The sequence below is a fragment of the Actinomyces sp. SKVG-SVH-4(1) genome, from assembly GCF_048514265.1.
In the GTDB taxonomy this organism is placed as follows: domain Bacteria; phylum Actinomycetota; class Actinomycetes; order Actinomycetales; family Actinomycetaceae; genus Actinomyces; species Actinomyces oris.
The window spans coordinates 83,342-104,720 of record NZ_JBGEVE010000006.1; the positions used below are offsets into that span (position 1 = coordinate 83,342).

18 protein-coding genes are annotated in these 21,379 nt (G+C 70.9%); 12 read left to right on the plus strand and 6 right to left on the minus strand.

What is annotated here, in order from left to right; all coding sequences use genetic code 11:
- Positions 1-46: 46 nt before the first annotated feature.
- Positions 47-544, minus strand: a complete 498-nt coding sequence (locus tag AB7V09_RS06875; RefSeq protein WP_009407668.1) for a hypothetical protein — start codon at positions 542-544, stop codon at positions 47-49.
- Positions 545-796: 252 nt separating this feature from the next.
- Here AB7V09_RS06875 and AB7V09_RS06880 point away from each other — a divergent pair, with 252 nt between their 5' ends.
- The 3 genes from AB7V09_RS06880 to pth all read left to right on the plus strand — a co-directional run bounded on the left by AB7V09_RS06880 (position 797) and on the right by pth (position 3,079).
- On the plus strand, positions 797-1,384 hold the full coding sequence (locus tag AB7V09_RS06880; RefSeq protein WP_419143312.1) for a hypothetical protein: 588 nt from the start codon (positions 797-799) through the stop codon (positions 1,382-1,384).
- 381 nt (positions 1,385-1,765) lie between these two features.
- Positions 1,766-2,377 carry a 50S ribosomal protein L25/general stress protein Ctc gene (locus AB7V09_RS06885; RefSeq protein ID WP_075414134.1) on the plus strand — a complete coding sequence of 204 codons (612 nt, stop codon included), beginning with the start codon at positions 1,766-1,768 and terminating at the stop codon, positions 2,375-2,377.
- A 99-nt stretch (positions 2,378-2,476) separates the two neighbouring features.
- Positions 2,477-3,079: an aminoacyl-tRNA hydrolase gene (gene pth / locus AB7V09_RS06890; protein WP_075414133.1), complete on the plus strand. Its 603-nt coding sequence runs from the start codon at positions 2,477-2,479 to the stop codon at positions 3,077-3,079.
- Between the two features lie 153 nt (positions 3,080-3,232).
- Here pth and AB7V09_RS06895 read toward each other — a convergent pair whose 3' ends face one another.
- The 4 genes from AB7V09_RS06895 to AB7V09_RS06910 form a co-directional block, all read right to left on the minus strand.
- Positions 3,233-3,970: a response regulator gene (locus tag AB7V09_RS06895; RefSeq protein ID WP_075414132.1), complete on the minus strand. Its 738-nt coding sequence runs from the start codon at positions 3,968-3,970 to the stop codon at positions 3,233-3,235.
- Entirely contained in the window at positions 3,952-5,517 is a 1,566-nt protein-coding gene (locus AB7V09_RS06900) for a histidine kinase (protein WP_419143313.1), read from the minus strand. The genes AB7V09_RS06895 and AB7V09_RS06900 overlap by 19 nt, the downstream gene beginning before the upstream one ends.
- Before the next feature lie 115 nt (positions 5,518-5,632).
- Positions 5,633-6,535, minus strand: coding sequence for an ABC transporter permease (locus AB7V09_RS06905; RefSeq protein ID WP_419143314.1), 903 nt, complete (start codon positions 6,533-6,535; stop codon positions 5,633-5,635).
- A 68-nt stretch (positions 6,536-6,603) separates the two neighbouring features.
- Positions 6,604-7,575, minus strand: a complete 972-nt coding sequence (locus tag AB7V09_RS06910) for an ABC transporter ATP-binding protein (RefSeq protein WP_419143315.1) — start codon at positions 7,573-7,575, stop codon at positions 6,604-6,606.
- Between the two features lie 437 nt (positions 7,576-8,012).
- Between AB7V09_RS06910 and AB7V09_RS06915 the strand changes: the two genes are divergently transcribed.
- From AB7V09_RS06915 to AB7V09_RS06950, 8 genes are all read left to right on the plus strand, one after another.
- Positions 8,013-8,990: a Bax inhibitor-1/YccA family membrane protein gene (locus tag AB7V09_RS06915; RefSeq protein ID WP_419143316.1), complete on the plus strand. Its 978-nt coding sequence runs from the start codon at positions 8,013-8,015 to the stop codon at positions 8,988-8,990.
- Positions 8,991-9,187: 197 nt separating this feature from the next.
- Positions 9,188-9,595, plus strand: a complete 408-nt coding sequence (locus AB7V09_RS06920) for an FKBP-type peptidyl-prolyl cis-trans isomerase (RefSeq protein ID WP_003787493.1) — start codon at positions 9,188-9,190, stop codon at positions 9,593-9,595.
- 1,140 nt (positions 9,596-10,735) lie between these two features.
- Positions 10,736-11,248 (plus strand): DUF2992 family protein, encoded by a 513-nt coding sequence (locus AB7V09_RS06925; protein ID WP_419143317.1) that lies wholly within the window; start codon positions 10,736-10,738, stop codon positions 11,246-11,248.
- A gap of 247 nt (positions 11,249-11,495) precedes the next feature.
- Positions 11,496-13,382, plus strand: coding sequence for a dihydroxy-acid dehydratase (gene ilvD / locus AB7V09_RS06930; RefSeq protein WP_419143318.1), 1,887 nt, complete (start codon positions 11,496-11,498; stop codon positions 13,380-13,382).
- A gap of 81 nt (positions 13,383-13,463) precedes the next feature.
- Complete coding sequence (locus tag AB7V09_RS06935) at positions 13,464-14,315, plus strand: ATP-binding cassette domain-containing protein (protein ID WP_419143319.1); 852 nt, start codon at positions 13,464-13,466, stop codon at positions 14,313-14,315.
- The gene (locus AB7V09_RS06940; protein WP_419143320.1) at positions 14,312-15,196 is read left to right on the plus strand and encodes an ABC transporter ATP-binding protein; all 885 of its coding nucleotides are present in this window, start codon (positions 14,312-14,314) and stop codon (positions 15,194-15,196) included. Before AB7V09_RS06935 ends, AB7V09_RS06940 begins: the two co-directional genes overlap by 4 nt.
- A 62-nt stretch (positions 15,197-15,258) precedes the next feature.
- The gene (locus tag AB7V09_RS06945; protein WP_419143321.1) at positions 15,259-16,815 is read left to right on the plus strand and encodes an ABC transporter substrate-binding protein; all 1,557 of its coding nucleotides are present in this window, start codon (positions 15,259-15,261) and stop codon (positions 16,813-16,815) included.
- Positions 16,816-16,820: 5 nt separating this feature from the next.
- Positions 16,821-18,557 (plus strand): ABC transporter permease subunit, encoded by a 1,737-nt coding sequence (locus AB7V09_RS06950; protein WP_419143322.1) that lies wholly within the window; start codon positions 16,821-16,823, stop codon positions 18,555-18,557.
- A gap of 159 nt (positions 18,558-18,716) precedes the next feature.
- Here the strand turns inward: AB7V09_RS06950 and AB7V09_RS06955 are convergent, their stop codons facing one another.
- Positions 18,717-19,250, minus strand: coding sequence for a DUF4242 domain-containing protein (locus AB7V09_RS06955; protein ID WP_419143323.1), 534 nt, complete (start codon positions 19,248-19,250; stop codon positions 18,717-18,719).
- A gap of 461 nt (positions 19,251-19,711) precedes the next feature.
- Between AB7V09_RS06955 and ilvA the strand changes: the two genes are divergently transcribed.
- Positions 19,712-21,277, plus strand: a complete 1,566-nt coding sequence (ilvA, locus tag AB7V09_RS06960; RefSeq protein ID WP_419143324.1) for a threonine ammonia-lyase, biosynthetic — start codon at positions 19,712-19,714, stop codon at positions 21,275-21,277.
- Positions 21,278-21,379: the final 102 nt, after the last annotated feature.

Consider the following 21,379-nt stretch of genomic DNA (forward strand, 5'->3'; position numbering starts at 1 on the left):
GTACGATCCCGGCACCTACGGTACGAACGCGCGGAGCCGGCGCGAGTTAGACGTCGAGCCTGCGCAGGAGCTCTGCGGGTGGAAGGGCCCCGTCCTCGATGTAGGCGCGGAAGACGGGGGCTGCCTGCTCGCCGGTGAAGACCTCCTCGGGGTGCAGACGCAGGGAGAAGGGCTCGGGACCCCCGTTGTCCCAGGTGATCGTGGTCCACGCTCCGGGGTCGGCGACGGGCTCGCGGGCCACGGCGTAGTGCTCGTAGGAGTCGTCCTCGTGGGTCACGCGGATCTCAACGCTCATGGCGGCCGCCGAGCCGCCGCACTGGATGAAGGTGGCTCGCGCCGGGGAGGACTCCGGAACCTCGTCGATGTGCGACGTTCCCTCGGGCAGTGCCCACACCACGACGGCGAAGTGCCTTGCGCCGTCCAGGTAGGCGGGTGAAGTGAGTTTGCGGGCGACCTCATCGGCGATGAGCTGCGGGGTCTGGGGCTGCAGGAAGACGTCGATGGGACCGTTCCTGCCGACGATGTACTCGGCGAAGTACCTCATGGTCTGCTCTCTGGTAGTCGGGTGCGGGAGTGCTGCCGGCGTTGTGAGGCGCTGGCGGGCTCGGGGCCGTTGTCCTCCGAATGATCTCAGCTCCGCCGACGTTGAGTGCCCCGTGGCCGGGATATGGGGACAAGTGCCCGCCGCCGGCCGCCGCGAGCACGGGCCTCCGGCTGCACGGCGCGAGTAGTCTTCGCTGCACCCGCGGTGTCTTGCGACGGGCCTGATCGCAGGCGGGAGCGAAGGAGGGCGGGCATGTCCGAGTACGGGCGGCGCGACGTCGTCGGCATGGGCCTCGCCGGCGGGGCGGCACTGGCGCTGGGTGGATGCGCCCCAGCGCAGGCCGGCCGGTCGCGGTCGAGTGCGACGCCGACGTCAGATGGTCGTTTCGCGAGCTTCGCCGAGTACGTCCCCGTGACGCTGGAGATCCGGACCGACCTGGGGCGCCTCGACAGACGCATGCCGGGCGTCACCATCTCCTCGGCCCACTGGGTCTTGCAGTACTGGCAGGAGAAACGCGAGATCCTGCCCCCGCAGGACCGCCCGATATGGATACACGGGGTGATGACCCTCGATCCCGCCGGCAGCCGGGCCCTCGCCGAGGCCTCAACCGGAAAGGCCAATCCGCTCCCCGGCATCTACCCCGACCTGCGCCAGTACGTCCCCGAGGACAAGGTCTTCACCACGGTCCCGAAGGAGAAGGCTGATGGGATTCTCGACATCGAGCACGCGATGCAGGATGACCCGAGTCGTTTTGAGTCGTCCTACTTTGATACCGAGCAGGTTGCCATCTGCGCTGACGCCAACCTCCTGATCCTCATCGCGAGGGAATGGCATACGTGACGCGGCTGAGCTGCTGCAAACCTGCGGCCCGCGCCATCGTAGGGTAGGTCGCGAGGTCGTGCCTTCAACCCTCGACCACGCGACCTAAGGATCGACCGCGCGAGCCGGCCGGCCTTGCGGGGCTCATTGCCTGTGCCTGGCCCTGCCGGCCTGCCAACCCACCGGCCCCGCCAGGTGGGGCGCCTCACCGGCTGCGCGGCTGTTCGCGCGCCTCGCCCATGCCGTAGTCTTGCCCACGTCGCCCCGGCGAGGGACGCGCCAGCACGGCGCGCATCCGTGATCGACGTGGTGGTACCTGGCGGTACTGCGCGTCGTCGCGCCCAGCCGGACCACCATCAGCCGCGGGGCACCGGGCCCCGCCTCATCCGCAAGGAGAGCCACATGGCCAACAACGCCATCACCCTCAAGGCCCAGGACCGCACCGAGTTCGGCAAGGGCTCGGCCCGCCAGGCCCGCCGCGCCGGCCAGGTCCCCGCCGTCGTCTACGGCCACGGCACCGAGCCCCGCCACCTCCTGCTCGAGGAGCACGCCACCCGCCTGGCCCTGCGCAGCAACGACAACGCCCTGGTCGAGCTGGACATCGCCGGCGGCGAGACCCTCCTGGCCCTGGCCAAGGACGTGCAGCGCCACCCCATCCGCCCCGGCGTGCAGCACGTCGACTTCCTCCTGGTGGACCGCAACGAGCGCGTCGACGTCGAGGTCCCGGTCACCGTCATCGGTGAGGCCGCCCCCGGCACCATCCACATGATCGAGGCCGCCACCGTCATGGTCTCCGCCCCGGCCGTCTCCGTGCCCGAGGCCATCGAGGTCGATGTCACCGGCGTCGCCGCCGGCACCGTCCTGACCCTTGCCGACATCGCCCTGCCCAAGGGTGTCGAGGCCGTCGCCGACGCCGAGACCGCTGTGGTCAACGTGGCCAACGAGCACGCCGTCGCCTCCGAGGTCCCCGAGGTCGTCCCCGCTGAGGGCGACGCCGAGGCCGAGGCCGAGTGAATCGCGCGTGACTGACGTGTCCAGCCATGACGACGCGCCGGCAGGCGCCTCCCGCACCACCCGTGCCGCCCGCGCCGGGCTCACCCCGGGGCGGGGCGCATGAGTGAGGCCTGGCTCGTCGTCGGGCTGGGGAACCCCGGGACCCGGTACGCCCGCAACCGCCACAACGTCGGCTACATGGTGCTCGACGTCCTGGCCGAGCGCACCGGGTCTCGGTTCACCCAGCACAAGAAGGCCCGCGCCCGTGTGGCCGAGGGCAGGCTGGGCATGATGCCCGGCGGAGCCCCCGGCCCCCGCGTCATCCTGGCCGAGCCCTCAGTGCTCATGAACCTCTCCGGCGGCCCTGTGGCCGGGCTTGTCTCCTACTACGGGATCGACCCCGCCAGCCGCCTGCTCGTCATCCACGACGAGCTCGACCTGCCCGCCCACGAGCTGCGCCTCAAGCGCGGCGGCGGCGAAGGCGGTCACAACGGCCTGCGCTCCATCAGCAAGTCCGTCTCCACCAAGGACTACGCGCGCCTGCGCGTAGGCATCGGCCGCCCGCCGGGCCGCCAGGACCCCTCCGACTTCGTCCTGTCCGACTTCCCCGGCCGTGAGCGCGCCGACCTCGGCGTCACCCTGGAGCAGGCCGCCGACGCCGTCGAACAAGTCGTCACGGTCGGCTTCGACGACGCCCAGCAGCGCCTCCACGCCCCCCGCTGACGTGCGGTCGCCCGATCTGGGCGGGTGGGGCAGGTGCTCGAAGGCGTGGACGGGCCTGGCGGGAGCACCGTGAGGAACGAGCGGTGCGGATGGTTGCCAAGAGCGCCTGTCCCGTCCGCCTCACCGCGAACCGGCTCAGCGATGCTGCTGGGCTCAGGCCATGAGGCCGGTCTCGTAGGCGACGACGACGGCCTGGACCCGGTCTCGCACGTCGAGCTTGGCGAGCACGTTGCCCACGTGGGTCTTGACGGTGGTGGCCGAGACGACCAGGTGCGCGGCGATCTCCGCGTTCGACATGCCCTGACTCATGAGCACGAGGATCTCCTTCTCGCGCGGGGTCAGTGAGTCGATCCGCGGATCCGAGGAGGACTGGGCCGGCGCCTGCGAGCTCGGCAGCGAGCCGGCGAACATCTCCAGCATCCGCTGGGTGATGCGCGGCGAGACGACCGCCTCCCCGGAGGCCACGGTACGGATCGCCTCGGCGAGCTCGGTGGGCCGGGTGTCCTTGAGCAGGAAGCCGGAGGCCCCGGCGCGCAGCCCGGCGAAGGCGTACTCGTCCAGGTCGAAGGTGGTCAGGATGAGCACGCGCGTGCTCGGGCACTCCTGGGCGATGCGCTCGGTGGCCTCGATGCCGTTCATACCCGGCATGCGCACGTCCATGAGGATGACGTCGGGGTGCAGGGCTTTGGCCTGGGCCAGGGCGGAGGTGCCGTCGGAGGCCTCGCCGACAACGGTGATGTCCTCCTCGGCCTCCAGCACCATGCGGAAGCCCATGCGCATGAGCGCCTGGTCGTCGGCGAGCACGACGCTGACCGGGCCGCGGACCTCGCCGGGGCGCTCAGACTCGTCGGGCTGGAGGGGGTCGCCGCCGCTCACAGGGGCGTCTGCCATGAGAAAGTCCCTTCGTCATGCTCGTCCCAGCGCAGGACCGCGCGGACTCGCCAACCCGTGGGCGTCGGGCCGGCCTGTACGGTCCCACCATAGACCGAAGCTCGTTCCCGCATGCCGATCAGCCCCTTACCGGATCCGTGCATCGGGCGCGTGCCCGGGGCGGCCTCGTTGTCAACGGTGAGGACCACGGTGCCGATGTGCCGCTCGACGTCGACGCTGACGGCCGGCGTCGTCGGGGCATAACGCAGCACGTTGGTCAGGGCCTCCTGGGCGATGCGGAACACGGTGAGCTGGAGGGCCTTGTCCTCCGGGAGCGCCGCCCCCACCCACCGGTAGGTGACCGGCACCCCCGCAGCCACGAAGCGTTTGACGAGCTCGGTGATGTCAGCCTGCTCGGGGGAGGGGGCCAGGGGCAGGTCTCCGCGGGAGCGGTCGCCCGCGCCGTCGGTGGCCTGCTGGCGCAGGTTGGCGATGGGGACGCTGGGCTCGACCGGCGTCACCGTCCCCAGGGGGGCGAACTCAGGCACCGGCAGGTCGCGGACCTCGTGCTGGCGGGCCGACGACGGCGATTCTCCCGAGGGTGCAGGCGGCTCCGGGGACTGCGGGGCCTGTTCTGCTGCCACCGAGGGGTCCTCCCGCAGGACCCCCACCAGGCGGCGAGTGTCGGCCAGGGCGCTGCGTCCGGCCTCGGCCAGGGTCTCGATGGCCTGCTTGGCCGTGGCTGGATCGCGCTCCACGATGGCGGCGGCGCCGTCGGCCATCGTAATCATGACGGCCAGGGAGTGGGCGACGACGTCGTGCATCTCCCGGGCGATGCGGCTGCGCTCCTCGGCGGCCGCCAGCAGCACCGCCTGCTCGCTGGCCAGAGCCATCCGGGCCGAGCGCAGCTCCATGGCCTTGAGCCGCAGCCGGGCGGAGCGGGCGTTGAAACCGAGCAGGATGCCGACCAGGATGAGGAGAACGAGGATGACGGTGGTGCGCAGGAGCTCCCCAATCGACAAACCAGGAGTTGTTAGGCTGAGGTCCACCATGAGAACCACCAGGGAGATGCCCCCCGCGGTCCATGCGGCGGCCGGCCTGCGGTGCGAGGCGATGGCGCCCAGGGCGAAGGGAACTGATATCAGCTCCATGCCGCTGACGCCGATGGCCGCGTACAGCAACTGCTCCGTGGTGAGGTGGAAGGCGTGCAGCACCGCGAACTGATACGTCTCCGGGATCAGGAGGATGGCGGCCCAGCACCACAGGGGGAAGCGCCTGCGAAGTGATAGCGCGACCCCCATCAGTGCGATCACGATCAACGCCAGAGGCAGGATGGGATAGGTTCTCGCCGGGCTGCTTGGGCGCAGGAGAATCGGGATAGCCACGACGAGGCTGTAGGTGCCGACGCCGGCAGCGATCGAGATGTCGATGATCGTCGGATGGCGGTGGTACCACCGGCTGAGTGTGCGCAGCAGGCCCCGCGGCTCGGGCGGGAGCTCGACGTCGTCCTCGGTGGGCGTGTCGGTGGCTGGACGGCCGGGCTGAGGGGCTGGCAGCTGGCTGGACATAGGGCTCAGTGTGTCATTCCAGGGGGTCGTGATCGACGTCGACCTGTGCGGCTGAGGCACCCGCCTCCGACGATGGGATTCTTCCCGTGCCTGTCGGAGGCGGGGGCCGGCAGGCTCAGGCGTCGCGCCGGGAGAAGACTAACCAGGCCGCGATGAGCGGGATGAGCGCCCAGGCGGCGAAGACCGCGATGGCCTGGCCGTGGGTGAGGAACTGAGCACCCTGCCCGCCCCACTCGGTGGTGCGCTGGAACGGGTCGGAGACGGCCTCGGCGACGGTGCTGGGCAGGCAGCCGATGATCTTGAAGACCCAATCCCACTTGCTGGCCGCGAGCTGGAGGGGAGCGGTGATGATGAACAGGAGGGAGACGATCACGGTGACAGTGCCGGCGGTGGAGCGCAGCAGGAGGCCGAGCCCCAGAGCCATGAGGGCGATGACGGCGAAGACCAGGCCCGAGCCCCAGATGTGACCGGCGTAGTGCGAGTCGGTGAGGGAGCCGGCGTGCTCGCCGATGAAGGGCTTGGAGATCGCCCAGGACAGGAACACGGACAGGCTTCCCAGGAGGAAGGAGACGACGGCCAACACCACTGCCTTGGCCAGCAGGAGCTGCCCGCGCCTGGGGACGGCGGCCAGGGAGGAGCGGATCTGACCGGAGGAGTACTCCCCGGTGATGATGAGGGCTCCCAGGACCGCGACCACGACCTGCCCGAACGTCAGACCGGAGGTAATGAAGTCCTTGGCCACGTCCTGGTACTGCTCGGAGCGTCCGAAGGCGGCGGTGAGGCCAGCGCCGAACAGAACGGTCAGGGTGATGGTGATGAAGGAGGTGATCCAGGACGAGCGCAGGGACCAGAACTTGATCCACTCCGCGCGCACGGAACGCAGGAGAGTCTGGCGGCCCTGAATGTGTGGGTGGGCTGGGCGCGGGGCTGGACCTGCAGGGGCGGTCCCGACGGCGGTGCGCGCCGGGGCGGGGCCTGCGGGAGCGGCGGAGGCGTGTGCTGGAATGTGGGTACTCATGGCTGGACCTTCTTGAGTGAGACGGATGGAGCTTCTGGTAGCGGGCGTGGCGCGCTGGGGTGCGGGCCTCAGCCCCGGGTGGAGCCCTGCGGCACGACCTGGCGCACCGGGGCCTGCTGCATCTGGGCCTGGGAGGCGGGGTCGGTGCGGTACTCCACGGAGTCGCTGGTCAGAGTCATGTAGGCCTCTTCGAGGCTGGCGCGGATGGTGGTGAGCTCGTGCAGGACGATGCCGCCCTGGGCGGCCAGCTCGCCGATGGTGGCGGCGGTGGTCGCGGTGGTCTCCAGGACGTTGGGGGCCACGGGCCGGGTGGCCAGGTTGCGGGAGGCCATGAGCTCGGCGAGCTGGGTGGCCTGGGGGGAGGCCACGCGCACCCGATCGGTGGTGGCCGAGGCGATGACGTCGTTGACCGGGCCGGCTGTCAGGATCCGGCCGCGGCCGATGACCAGGAGGTGGTCGGCGGTCTGGGCCATCTCGCTCATGAGGTGGGAGGAGATGAATACGGTGCGGCCCTCGCCGGCCAGACGGCGGCAGGTCTCACGCACCCACTTGACGCCCTCGGGGTCCAGGCCGTTGACGGGCTCGTCGAACAGGAGCACACCGGGGTCGCCCAGCAGGGCCGCTGCGATGCCCAGGCGCTGGCCCATGCCCAGGGAGAAGCCCTTGACGCGCTTCTTGGCCACCGAGGTCAGGCCGGTGATCTCCAGGACCTCGTCGACCCGCTTGGCGGGGATGCCGTTGGAGGCGGCCAGCTGGCGCAGGTGGCTGCGGGCGCTGCGCGAGCCGTGCAGGCCCTTGGCGTCCAGCAGGGCACCGACCTCGCACAGGGGGGCCGACAGCTGCCGGTAGGGGCGCCCGTTGATCGTGACCTTGCCGCTGGTGGGCTTGTCCAGGCCCATGATCATGCGCATCGTGGTGGACTTGCCCGCCCCGTTGGGGCCCAGGAAGCCGGTGACGGTGCCGGGCTCGACGGTGAAGGAGATGTTGTCCACCGCCGTCTTCTTGCCATAACGCTTGGTGAGATTGACTGCCTCGATCATGATGTTCTCTCTTCGACGTGGGCCTCTGGCCAGGGGTGGGTGGGCGGTTCGCCGTGGTTCTTCCAAGGGGCTGCTCCCACGGAGCAACCGGATGGCTCCAGCCTAGGAGTGCGCCGTCGTCGGCGAATCGGCCGAGGTGAGGAACCCGCGGCCGGCCGGGGCGGGTCCGTCAGGGGGAGGGGGTCCTCCTGGAGGATGAGAACCGATCGGTCGATGCGAGCCGCCGGAGGCCACTGAGGAGTCGACGGCGTCCGACGCGCAGTGGGGATATCTCCCCAGATGGCTACGTTGTGAGAGAAAAGGGTTCCCCTGACCGTGCGGGGGCTGCGCATAATATGCGCAGTTTCGGGTGCCGGTCGCCGACGGCCGGACCGGACTGCGAGCGGCGGCCTCCCCGGGCCGACGGTCCCAGCCCCCTCAGAGAGGATGAGAGGAACATGTCCAACCCCTTCTTCAGCCGAAGCACCGCCTTCAAGGAAGGCGGCCATGCGCCCGGGGCCGCCCCGGCTCAGACGCCCAACGGCTACCCCACGATGCCCGGCTACCAGGCCGGCCAGTACGGTCAGCAGGCCGCCGGCTACGGCCAGCAGTACGGACAGTACGGTCAGACCGCCAACCAGTACGGTCAGCAGGCTGCCGGCTACGGCCAGGTGAGTCCCGAGCAGATGGCCGGTCTGGAGGCCCAGTACCAGGCGCCGTCGGCCACCAACGCGGACATGCGCCGCATGACCTACGACGACGTCATCATCCGCACCGCCGGCATGTTCGCCGTCATCCTGGCCACGGGCGCCCTGTCCTGGAGCCTGGTGACCAGCTCCGATGAGGCGACTTTCAGCCTGGGCGCCATGGCGGTGTTCGCCGGTGCCATCGGTGCCTTCGTCCTGGGCCTGGTCAACAGCTTCAAGCGGGAGCCCTCCCCGGCCCTCATCCTGGCCTACGCGGCCTTCGAGGGACTGCTGCTGGGTGGCTTCTCCGGCGTCATGGAGGCCCGCTACGAGGGCATCGTCGTCCAGGCCGTGCTCGCGACGCTGGCCACCTTCGGTGCCATGCTCGCGGCCTACTCCTTCGGCGGCTTCCGGGTTCAGGGCAGGTTCCGTCGGGTGGTGGTCGTGGCCACCTTCGGCTACATGATCTTCTGCCTCATCAACTTCGCCCTCATGATGACCGGTGCGACCACCGGCGCCTGGGGGCTGCGCTCCCTGACCATCATGGGGATCCCGCTGGGAGTCCCGCTGGGAATCCTGGCGGTCATCCTGGCCTCCTTCTTCCTGGCGATCGACTTCGAGTCCATCGAGAACGGGGTCCGCAACGGGCTGCCCCAGCGCTACGCCTGGGCGGGGGCCTTCGGTCTGGTCGTCACCCTCGTGTGGCTCTACGTGGAGTTCCTCCGCCTGCTGAGCTACTTCCGCGACTGAGCGCGCGGCGAGGGGTCGGGCCCGGTTCGTCCGGTCCGACCTGACACCGCCACCTCGGCTGGGGCCGGGACGCAGCTGATGCGTCCCGGCCCCAGCTGCGTGCTTGCCGGCCCAGCGGTGCCGCCCCGCTTGCCGGGTTCGCGCTGGGCCGAGGCCCGCTGCGGTATCGAACCGAGGGCCTCACGTAGGCTCACCGCATGATTAACACCAACATGCCCTCCGTCGAGGGCGCCAAGGGCACGAAGCCCACGCTCACCTTCCCCGGGACCGAGGCCCCCGAGGGGCTCCAGGTCCAGGTGCTCGACGCCGGTGACGGCCAGGTGGTGGAGGCCGGCGACACGATCGTGGCCAACTACCTGGGCCAGATCTGGGGCGGTGACGTCTTCGACAACTCCTACGACCGCGGCCAGCCGCTGAACTTCCAGGTCGGCGTCGGCATGGTCATCCGCGGCTGGGACGACGGCCTCGTGGGCCAGCGCGTCGGCTCGCGCCTGCTGCTGTCCATCCCCTCCGAGCTCGGCTACGGCGACCGCGGCGTCCCGCAGGCCGGCATCCGCGGCGGCGACACCCTCGTCTTCGTCACGGAGATCCTCGGCGTCATGTGAGTCAGGCCCACTGAGCCACTGACCGCGCGTTCGCACGGTAGGTCTCCGGTTCGTACCCTTAACCCCTGTGTTGTCTCATGACTTCTGGGAGTCTCGGATGTCTTGGCATCTCAAGACGCCGGTGCGGCGGGTTTCCGAGGCGTGAGAGTTGTTGCTCGCCTTGTCGGCGGGGGCTGACCCGGTCACTGTGGTGGCTGCCGGTGTCGTCTGGGCGCACTGCACGAGCGAGGGGTTCTACTGGAGGAGGGTTGTGCGTACTCCACGTAGGTGGGGACCTCGTGCAGTACGCACAACCCTCGGCCAGTGGATCCCGACCCTCGTGGAGTAGGCCGACTTGGGGCAGGAGCGGGGCGGATCCGGCTCGGTGCGGGCGGGGCCGACGTCGAACCATGGCCTGTGGGCCTTCGCGTGGGTGCCAGCTAGAGTTTGATGTTTGAGGTCATGACGTTGGTTTGGTGACGTGTGATGGGACCCGGGTGGCGGGTGCTGGATACGGCAGGCGACGCGGGGTCGGTGTGGCCGGACCTGTGAGGGAGGCGCCGGGCTCTGCTGTAAGAACCCCGGACTTACTCCTGCGCGGCCCGGTGTCCACAGTGCTGACATTAGCGGGCCCGGCGTCAGTGCGCCCAGCGGGGATCGTTGGAATCCTGCGGTTTCTCTCCGGCATGCAGCGCCGGTGCGGGGTTAATGTCAGCACCATGGACACCGGCAAGCCGTCAGGCCTCTTCCCTCGGCTTATCGTCGCCTCCAGGACGACCAGCACCATCCGGGAATCTTGTCCGAGCGAGTGTCTCAGAAGTCATGACACTCGTTGTCTCACAAGTGAGGAGCCAGCACAGCACCCCAAGCTACGATCTGGAGCCCTGCCGTGCGAACGCGCGTCTGCATACGGTGCCCCCGGGGCGGCGTTCACTGCGCTAGCCTGAGGGCGGCGCGCTCGCGCCACACCCGGTAGCACGAACTGCACGGTCCGGAGGAAGTCCGGATGACGCCGACGGGGCCGCAGACCCCGGATCCGCCCCGCCGATCTTGGCATGGGCGAGCGACAACCAGGCGTTCGTCACCTCGGGGGCCGGTCATCGGCCGTCACGGGGACTCCTGCTGCACCGGGTGCGATCACTCGCACCCGCAGGAGCCTCCATGCCGAACACGCCCGCCTCAGACAACCAGACCGACGTCCCCGCCAACATCTCAGCCCAGTTCACCCTCTTCTTCGACGGCCGCTTCTGGGTCGGTGCTCTTGAGCTCCACGAACGTCGTCGTGGGGCCGAGGCGAATGACCAAGGCGGCACGGTGCGGGCGGTGCGGCACGTCTTCGGGGCCGAGCCCAGCGACGTCGAGCTCTACGACTTCCTCCTGACTCACGGCGGGGCGCTCATCGACCGAGCCGCTGCTTGTCCTCCGGTACCGGCGTCCAGGCCGGTGGACTCGTCGTCGGCCTCTCGCCCCAACCCCAAGCGCGCCGCCCGGCAGGCCGCCAAGGAGGCTGCCCGGGTGCGTCCGTCCACCGCTGCGCAGGCCGCCCTGGCCGCTGCCCGTGAGGAGACCGCGACCCGTGCCTGCCGTGACCGGAGCAGGCGCCGTCGCCAGAAGGCGGACGAGGACTGGGCGCGCCGTCGTCAGCGGGCCAAGCGCCGTCACCGCGGCCGGTGACGCAAGCCCGGCGTTCCGCAAATCGCGGCGGTGAGGGCGGCCCCCTGGGGGAGCGGGACGACGGCCCGCGACCGCGCCTGGGCGGCCTTGGAGCGTCTCAGCGCGTCTCAGGGACAGGAAGCGAAGCGGCGCCCGAAGCCAACGAGGGCTACGCTATGGCAACACGGCGTCGTGAAGCGCTGGCCACCCCCTGAGGCCGGCTCCTTGCGACGCCGTTCCAGTCCGTCTGCCCGAGAAGGAATCGCTCATGCCGCAGTACCGCAGCGCCACCTCCACCCACGGCCGCAACATGGCGGGCGCCCGTGCACTGTGGCGCGCCACCGGCGTCAAGGACTCCGACTTCGGCAAACCGATCATCGCCATCGCGAACTCCTTCACCCAGTTCGTCCCCGGGCACGTGGGCCTGCGCGACGTCGGGCGCCTCGTGGCCACCGAGATCGAGGCCGCCGGGGGCCTGGCCAAGGAGTTCAACACGATCGCCGTCGACGACGGCATCGCCATGGGCCACGACGGCATGCTCTACTCCCTGCCCAGCCGCGACCTCATCGCCGACTCCGTGGAGTACATGGTCAGCGCCCACTGCGCCGACGCCCTCGTGTGCATCTCCAACTGCGACAAGATCACCCCGGGCATGCTCATGGCGGCCATGCGCCTCAACATCCCGGCCATCTTCATCTCTGGCGGCCCCATGGAGTCGGGCAAGATGACCGCGGCCGACGGCACCACCCGCAAGCTCGACCTCATCGACGCCATGATGGACGCCGCCGACCCCACCGTGACCGACGAGACCATCAGCGCCATCGAGCGCCTGGCCTGCCCCACCTGCGGCTCCTGCTCGGGCATGTTCACCGCCAACTCCATGAACTGCCTCACCGAGGCCCTCGGCCTGGCCCTGCCCATGAACGGCACCCTGCTGGCCACCCACGCCGACCGCGGCGAGCTCTTCAAGCGCGTCGGCCACCAGATCGTCGAGATCACCCGGGCCTACTACGAGCACGACGACGCCTCCGTCCTGCCACGCTCCATCGCCACCAAGGCCGCCTTCGAGAACGCCATGAGCCTGGACATCGCCATGGGCGGCTCCACCAACACCGTCCTGCACCTGCTGGCCGCCGCCCAGGAGGCCGAGGTCGACTTCACCATGGCCGACATCGACCGCCTCTCACGCAAGGTCCCCCACCTGGCCAAGGTCGCGCCCTCGACGAACCTCTACCACATCGAGGACGTCCACCGCGCCGGCGGCATCATCGGCATCCTCGGCGAGCTTGACCGCGGCGGACTGCTGGAGACCACCACCCCCAACGTCCTGGGCACCACCCTGGGTGAGGAGCTCGCCGCCTACGACATCGCCCGCCCCGGCCCCGACGGCGTTCCCGGCTCCCAGGTCAGCGAGGAGATCCGCACCGGTTACCTCGCCGCCCCCGCCGGCGTGCGCACCACCGAGATGTTCTCCCAGGCCTCCCGCTGGGAGTCCCTCGACACCGACCGCGCCGCCGGCTGCATCCGCGACATCGAGCACGCCTACTCCGCCGACGGCGGCCTGGCCGTCCTCTTCGGCAACATCGCCGAGAAGGGCTGCATCGTCAAGACCGCCGGCGTGGACGAGTCGATCCTGACCTTCTCCGGGCCCGCCGTCGTCTTCGAGTCCCAGGAGGACGCCGTCGCCGGGATCCTCGGCAAGCAGGTGACCTCCGGCGACGTCGTCATCATCAGCCACGAGGGGCCGCGCGGCGGCCCCGGCATGCAGGAGATGCTCTACCCGACCACCTACATCAAGTCCATGCACCTGGGCAAGGAGTGCGCCCTGCTCACCGACGGGCGCTTCTCCGGGGGCACCTCCGGGCTGAGCATCGGCCACGTCTCCCCGGAGGCCGCGGCCGGCGGACTCATCGGCCTGGTGCGCAGCGGCGACATCATCGACATCGACATCCCGCGCCGCGCCATCTCCGTGCGCCTGAGCGAGGAGGAGATCGAGCGCCGCCGCGCCGAGGAGGAGGCCCGCGGTGAGGCCGCCTGGACCCCGCACGTGGACCGCCCCCGTAAGGTCTCTGCAGCGCTGCGCGCCTACGCGATGCTCGCCACCAGTGCCGACCTGGGCGCCGTGCGCGACCTCAAGCGCCTCGGGATCAAATAGCCCGCAGGGGCCGTCAGGGGCGGCCAGGGTTGACCAACTGCATATTTGAAAATCGTTGTCACTTGCACCTAGGGTTTGCGTGTGACAATCGTTCTCAGATCGTTGGTGGTGCGATCCGGCAGCACGACGCTGGTCAACGGCGTCGCCCTCCGCCTGGAGCCCGCCAGCCGGACCGCCCTGGTCGGCGCCTCCGGGGCGGGCAAGTCCCTCACCTGCGCCGCGCTCGCGGGTACCCTCCCGGCCTCCCTGGAGGTCGCCGGCTCCCTGACCGTTGAGCCCGACGACGCCGACACAGGCAGCGACCCGAGCGTGAGCTCCCCAGCGGGAGGCGAGGCCGGCGGCGTCAACCTGCTCGGGCTGCCCGCCGCCCGCCGCCCCCGGGGCAGCCGCATCGCCCTGGTCCCACAGGACCACTCCACCGCCCTGCACCCGCTCATCGCGGTCGGCCGCCAAATCGCGCTGGCCTCCCAGGCCGCCGGACGCAGCCGGGACGAGGCCCGCCAGCGCGCCACCGACTACCTCTACGCCGTCGGGCTCGACGAGTCCTTCGCCGACCGCGTCCCCGGGCGCCTCTCCGGAGGCCAGCGCCAGCGCGTCAGCCTGGCCCTGGCCCTGGCCGCCGAACCCGCCCTCATCATTGCCGACGAGCCCACCACCGCCCTCGACGTCGTCGCCCGCGCCGAGATCCTCGGGCTCCTGAGTTCTCTGACCAGCCTGCCCCAGGCTCCCGCCCTGCTCCTCATCACCCACGACCTGCCCGCCGCCGCCATCTGCGAGAACATCGCCGTCCTCCATGACGGCGTCATCATCGAATCGGGGCAGACCCGCTCCGTCCTGACCCGCCCCGAGCACCCGGTCACGGCCGCCATGTGCGAGGCCGGCGCCGAGGAGACCATCGACGGGGCCCTGGCCGCAGCGGGAGCCGCGGCATGAGCGGGCTTGAGACCCGTGGACTGAGGCGCTCCCACCCGGGGGCGGGCGGCGAGCGGCGAGAGGTGCTGCGCGGCGTGGACCTGAGCCTGGAGCCGGGGGAGAACGTGGCCCTCATCGGACGCTCAGGATGCGGCAAGACGACGCTGCTGCGTGCCCTGCTGCTGCTCGACTCCCCGGGCCCTGAGGACGCCGGCGAGATCCTGCTTGACGGCCGCCCCGTGCGCCGAGGTGGAGTCCGAGCGCTGCGGGCCTTCCGGCGGGCGGTGCAGTACGTCCCCCAGGACGCCGCCGCCACCCTCCACCCGCGCCGCTCAGTGCTGGCGCAGGTGGCCACCCCGCTGCGCACCCTGGGGGTGGTGCGCGACCGTGAGGAGGCCACCAGTCGGGCCCGGCGGGTGCTGGAGAGCCTCGAGATTCGCCGCAAGATATGGGAGAGCCGGCCCCACGAGATCTCCGGCGGCCAGGCGCAGCGGGTCTCCATCGCCCGGGCCCTGGCCCTGTCCCCGCGCTACCTCCTGCTCGACGAGCCGGTCTCCGGGCTCGACCCCGCCCTGCGCCGCCAGACCCTCGACCTGCTCGCCGCCATCGAGGCCGACCCCGACGCCGCCACCAGCGATGAGCAGGAGCCCCCCGCCAAGTCCGGCGCGAGTGGCGAGCCGGAGCCCGCCCCAGCTGGTTCCGGCGCCGTGCCCGCCCCAGCCCTGCTGGTGGTGTCGCACGACCTGGCCGCCGTCGCCCGCGTCTGCCAGCGGGCCCTGGTCATGGACGAGGGCTCCATCGTCGAGGACGCCCCCATGCGCCGCCTCCTCACTAAGCCCACGCACACGGCCACCCGCGCCCTGCGCGACGCCGTGCCCACCCTGCCGACCGCCACCGACTGACGAACTCCCGACCGCTGACACCCCGACCGCTGACACCCCGACACAGGCCCGAAGGAGCATCCATGTCCATGCCCACCCCCGCCGTCACCCGCCGCCAGGTCCTCGCCGCCCTCGGCGTCGGAGCCGGCGCCGCCGCCATCGCCTCCTGCTCGCGCAGCTCCTCGGGTGACGGCCGTATCCGCCTGGCCATGTTCCACGCCCCTGAGAGCAAGCTCAACCCGCTCACCAACGACGGCTCCAAGCTCGTCCGCTGGTCCTGCGCCGAGAGCCTCACCACGCTCAACGCCGACGGCGACGCCCAGGAGCTGCTCGCCACCTCCTGGAAGCGCGAGGGCGAGACCACCTGGCGCCTCACCCTGCGCGAGGGCGTCACCTTCCACGACGGCGCCGCCCTGAGTGCCGAGAACGCGGCCGCCGCCCTCACCTTCGCCGCCACCGCCGCCAAGCCGCCACGCGTCCTGGACGGAGTCAAGCTCACCGCGAAGGCCGACGGCAAGGACCTCCTCCTGACCACCGCGGCGCCCGACCCCCTCATGCCGCAGCGCCTGTCCAGCCCCCAGCTCGTCATCCTGTCCCCGGCCGCCTACCCCGGCTCCGCCGACGGCGCCATCGACCCCGTTGGCCACGGCACCGGCGCCTTCATCCTCAAGCAGGCCAACGGCTCCTCCGGCGCCACCCTGGAACGCAACGACAAGTACTGGGGCACGAAGGCCACCGCCCCCGGCATCGACGTCACCTACGTTCCCGACGGCGCCGCCCGCGCCAACGCCCTGCGCACCGACACCGCTGACATCGTCGAAGCCGTCCCCGTCGCCCAGGTCGGCAACATCGACAAGAACCTTCTCCACGAGGTAGCCACCCCGCGCACCTCCACCCTCTACCTCAACACCCGCTCCGGCCCCTTCGCCGACCCCGCCCTGCGCGCCGCCGCCCGCAATGCCGTCGACCCCGCCGCCCTCATCAAGACCGTCTTCGAGGGTCACGCCGACTCTCCTGTCGGGCTCCTGGGACCGGCCGTGCCGTGGGCCGCCGAGCTGCGCGCCTGGAAGAAGGAGACCTACCCCGGAGCCTCGGGCGCGGCCGCCACCGGCAAGGTCCCCGGCGCCACCGCCGCGGGGACCGTCCCCGCCGGCACCGCCATCACCCTGGCCTCCTACACCGACCGCCCCGAGCTCGGAGAGATGGTCCCCCTCCTGGCCCAGCAGCTCGAGGCCGCCGGCTTCAAGGTCACCCAGGACGTGCGCGAGTACAACCAGATCGAGTCCGAGGCCCTGGCCGGCAAGTTCCACGCCGTCCTTGTGTCGCGCTCCACCGTCCTGGATTCCGGCGACGCCGTCGCCTACATGACCGCCGACTTCTCCTCCTCCGGCTCCTACTCCATGAGCGGCCTGCACGACGAGAAGGTCGACGCCGCCATCTCCAAGGCCGCCGCCACGCAGCCCGGCGACGAGCGCCACAAGGCCATCATGGCCGCCGAGCAGGCCATCCTCGCCTCCGGCGCCGCCATCCCGCTGGCCCACGAGCGCGTCATCCAGGGCGAGGCCGCCGGGGTCACCGGCGCCCAGCGCGACCCGGGCGAGCGCGCCCTCATCACCTCGGCCACGACCGTGAAGAAGTGAGCGGCGTGCTCTCTCGGCTCGCCGGGCGCTTGCGCACGGGTGACCTTGTCACCGGCATCTCGCGCCTGCTCGCCCTGGCCTGCCTCGTGGGCCTGGTGGGCATGCTGCCCTGGCTCTCGGGCAAGGACCCGGCCCTGACGATCCTGCGTGCCACCTCCTCCGACCGGGAGCCCACACCGGAGATCCTGGACTCCATCCGCAAGAGCATCGGGATCGACGGCGGCCCCCTCCACGTCATCGGGCACTGGCTGGCCGGAGTGGCCCGCGGCGACCTGGGCCGCTCCTGGGTCTCGGGAGCCGACGTCGGCCCGGACGCCGTGGACGCCTTCGGGGTCTCCCTGAGCCTCATGGCCGCCGCGCTCGGCGTCGGGGTCGTCGTGGCCGCCGCGCTGGTCCTGCCCGCCCTGCGCGACGGGCTGCGAGGGCGCCCCCGGCCTCGCGGCGGCGCCGCCTCCGCGGTCCTCATCTCCCTGCCCGAGTACCTCCTGGCCCCGATCCTCATGCTCGTCCTGGCCGTCTACCTCAGGATCCTGCCGCCCTTCGGGTGGGGCAGCCCCGAGAAGGTCATCATGCCGGCCCTCAGCCTGGGCCTGCCCACCGGCGGCTACCTCGGCGGACTCGTCTCCGACGCCGTCACCGCCACCTTCTCCGAACGCTGGGTGGCCACCTGGTCCACCGCCGGCATCCGCGGCCGGACCCTGGCCGGAGCCGTCCTGCGGCGGGCCCTGGCGCCACTGACCGGGCAGGTGGCGCTCGTCGTCGTCGCCCTGACCGGCGGCGCGGTTGCCGTGGAGAAGATCTTCGCCATCCCCGGGCTGGGGCGCGAGCTCCTGGACGCCGCCTCCGCCCAGGACGTGCCGGCGCTCCAGGCCCAGATCCTGCTGCTGCTCGCCCTGGCGCTGGCCGCCGGTGTTATCGCCGGAGCGGTCCGACGCCTCCTCATGGGGCGGGCCGCTGGGGCGGGCGGACTCACGGCACCGCCCCCGGTGGAGCACTCGGGGCGGGCTGCCCGCGTCATCGCCGTCAGCGGTGCCGCCCTGCTGGCCCTCATGATGGCCGTCGGGATTCGGCGCGACCCCTACGCCGTCGTCGCGGACAAGCTCGCACAGCCCAGTGCCGCCCTCCCACTGGGCGCCGACTCGCTCGGGCGCGACGTGCTGGCACGGGTGGCTCACGGGGCTGTGTCCACGGTGAGCGGAGCTGTCATCGTCACGGTGGTCTGCTTCGTCATCGCCATCCTGGTGGGGCTGGCGCCGCGGGCGGCCACGGGGTTCATCGAGGTGGCCAACGCCGCCCCGCCGATCCTGGCCGGCCTCATCGTCGCCGGCGTCTCCGGGCCCAGCGCCACGGGAGCCGCCATCGCCGTGGCCGGCGTCGGCTGGGCACCCCTGGCCTCCCACGCCGCCGGGCTCATCGCCGAGAACCGGCAGCGCCCCGACGTCCTGCTCGCTCCGGTCCTGGGGGAGGGGCGTGTGCGGATCACCCTGACCCGGGTCCTGCCCGCCGTCGTCGGCCCCCTGGCGCGCCACGCGGCCCTGAGACTGCCCGGCAAGGCCCTGGCTCTGGCCGCCCTGGGATTCCTCGGCCTGGGCGCCCAGAGCCCCGCACCGGAGTGGGGGCTGGTCCTGTCCGACGCGCTGCCCTACATCGAACGGGCCCCCTGGGCCGTGGCCACGCCCGCCGCCGCCCTCGTGGTCCTGTCGATCACGTCCGTCGCCGCCTCCCGCAGCATGCGACGCTGAGACCGCGGAGACCGCTGGGGCCGCTGAGGTCTTGTGGCAGCGGCCCGGCTCCGGCCGGGCCCAGGCCGGGCGCGAGGAGCTACGCCGTCGGGCACAGACAACAAGGCGGGCGCCAACCGCGCGATGGGTTGGCGCCCGCCTCATCAGCGGACCGGAACCTCAGCCCTCCAGGGCGTGGAGGCGGTCGATCGGGGTGGAGACGGCCTCGCGGGCGCGCACCACGGCCTCCTCATCGGGGGCGTCGTAGAAGCACAGGCACTTGACCGTGTCCTCACGTACGTAGGTGCGCAGGAAGCTCACCTCCGGCACCTGGGCGTACTTGGGGGAGTTGGCCTTCTTGCGGGCCAGGTAGGTCTCCATGGAGATCTCCTCGGGGATGTCCCACTCCACGAGGTAGTCGGCCTTGCGGGCCAGGGCGCGCACGTCCTCCAGCTCGGCGCCCACGAGGCGGACCTCGTCGGGGCCGGTGACCTCGGCGTCGGCCGCAGCGGACCGGACGGCCTGGGTCAGGCCGGCGACGTCGTCGGAGCCGAGCTCGACGATGGTGAAGATGCGCTCGTGACTGGCGGTGACCTGCGACTCCAGGACGGAGGCGCCGGCGGCCTCAACGGCCTGGGAGACCTGCGCGATGAGGGCCTCGGCGGCCTCGCGCGACGGGGTGGTGGGGACGAGCTCGAAGAGCTGGAGCGACATGGCGGCTCCTTTCCGTAGGGTGTGCATACCAACCTTGCGGTCCAGCCGAATTATTCCCGCCGGCTCCGGTGCACTGATGACCTGCTCGCTCTGCGGACTCACATAGGTATGAATGTTTCCAGCTATAGGCAGGTATGGGAGGTGTTGGCCGCCTGTGCTGGTGAAAGCCTCCTTCCGGCCCTGCGTCCAGTTGTGCATCGGCGGAGTCTTGGCACCTCGGGTGCGCCGGCGTGCTGAGCAAGCTGGCCTCACGGCTTCGCCGAGCCGGATCGTGAGACGATCAGCCTGAAAATGTCCAAAACGGAAACAAAGACCCGAAACAGGGCCAAGGCGTCAGACAAGAACCGCATGATTCCAAGGTTCTATCAGCCACCTGATCGAGCCGCAGGCTCCTTTGTATCCGTTTTGGACATTCGGAGCCCTTCATCGTGATCGGCGCCTGGCCCGTTACGCTGTCACTCGTGAATGAGCTCGACAGCGTCAGCAGCAACGGAACTCCGGCCTGGGACAGCGCCCGCTACCTGCGGGAGATCCTCAAGGCCCCCGTCTACGAGGCGGCCGAGCACACGCCCCTGCAGGAGATGCCGGCCCTGTCGGCCCGCCTGGGCAACACCGTCGAGGTCAAGCGCGAGGACCTCCAGACCGTCCACTCTTTCAAGATCCGCGGCGCCTACAACGCCATGCGCTCCCTGAGCCCGGCCGAGCGCGAGCGCGGCGTCGTCACCGCCTCGGCCGGCAACCACGCCCAGGGCGTGGCTCGCTCCGCCGCCCTGCTGGGGATGAGCGCCATCATCGTCATGCCCACCGTCACCCCTCAGATCAAGGTTGACGCCGTTCGCGCCCTGGGCGGCGAGGTCCGCCTCCACGGGGACAACTTCGACGCGGCCAAGGCTGAGGCCACCCGCCTGGCCGAGGCCGAGGGCCTGTCCTACATCGCCCCCTTCGACGACCCCCGCGTCATTGCCGGTCAGGGCACCATCGGTCTGGAGCTCATCCAGCAGGACGCCCATCTCGACCGCGTCTTCGTGCCCGTGGGCGGCGGCGGGCTGGCGGCCGGTGTCGCCGTCCTCATCAAGCAGCTCATGCCCGGGATCAAGGTCATCGGCGTCGAGCACGAGGAGTCGGCCTGCCTCAAGGCCGCCCTGCTGGGCGGGGAGCCCATCACCCTGCACCACGTGGGCCTGTTCGCTGAAGGGGTGGCCGTGCGCCGCATCGGCGAGGAGACCTTCCGCATGTGCCGGGCCCTGCTTGACGACGTCGTCACCGTCTCCTCCGACGAGACCTCCGCCGCCGTGCGTGACATCTTCGACGACGTGCGCGCCATCTCCGAGCCCTCCGGCGCCCTGGCCCTGGCGGGGCTCAAGCGCTACGTCGCCGAGCACCACCTGTCCGGCGAGCGCCTCGCCTTCATCCTGTCCGGCGCCAACCTCAACTTCCACCAGCTGCGCTACATCTCCGAGCGCAGCGAGATCGGTGAGCAGCGCGAGGCCATCCTCGGGGTCACCATCCCCGAGGAGCAGGGCTCCTTCCTGCGCTTCGCCTCGGTCCTGGGGGCCCGCTCGGTCACCGAGTTCAACTACCGCCTCTCCGCGGCCCGCACCGAGACCGACCCCGCCCGCATCTTCGTGGGCGTGCGTATCGCCCGGCGCCAGGAGCGCGCCGAGATCGTGGCGGACCTGGAGGAGGCCGGCTACGACGTCATCGACCTCACTGACGACGAGCTCGCCAAGGTCCACGTGCGCTCCATGATCGGCGGGCGCGCCACCCTGGGAGTGCCCGAGCGCCTCTTCTCCTTCCTCTTCCCCGAGTCGCCCGGGGCGCTGGCCCACTTCCTGGAGGTCCTGGGGACCCGCTGGAACATCACCCTGTTCCACTACCGCACCGACGGCGCCGACTACGGCCGCATCCTGTGCGCCTTCGCGGCCGGGCCCGACGACGTCGAGCTGACCGAGCACATGGACCGCCTCGGCTACTCCTACAACGAGGAGACCGCCGACCCCGCCTTCCGTTTCTTCCTGGCGCGATAATCCGGGACAAATTCGCGGCTCCCGGCGTCCTAACCGGAAAGGCGGGGGCGAGTGTGCGTGCGTTGTGGCAGGCATCATGCAATAAGGGGTCGCTCTTTCTGT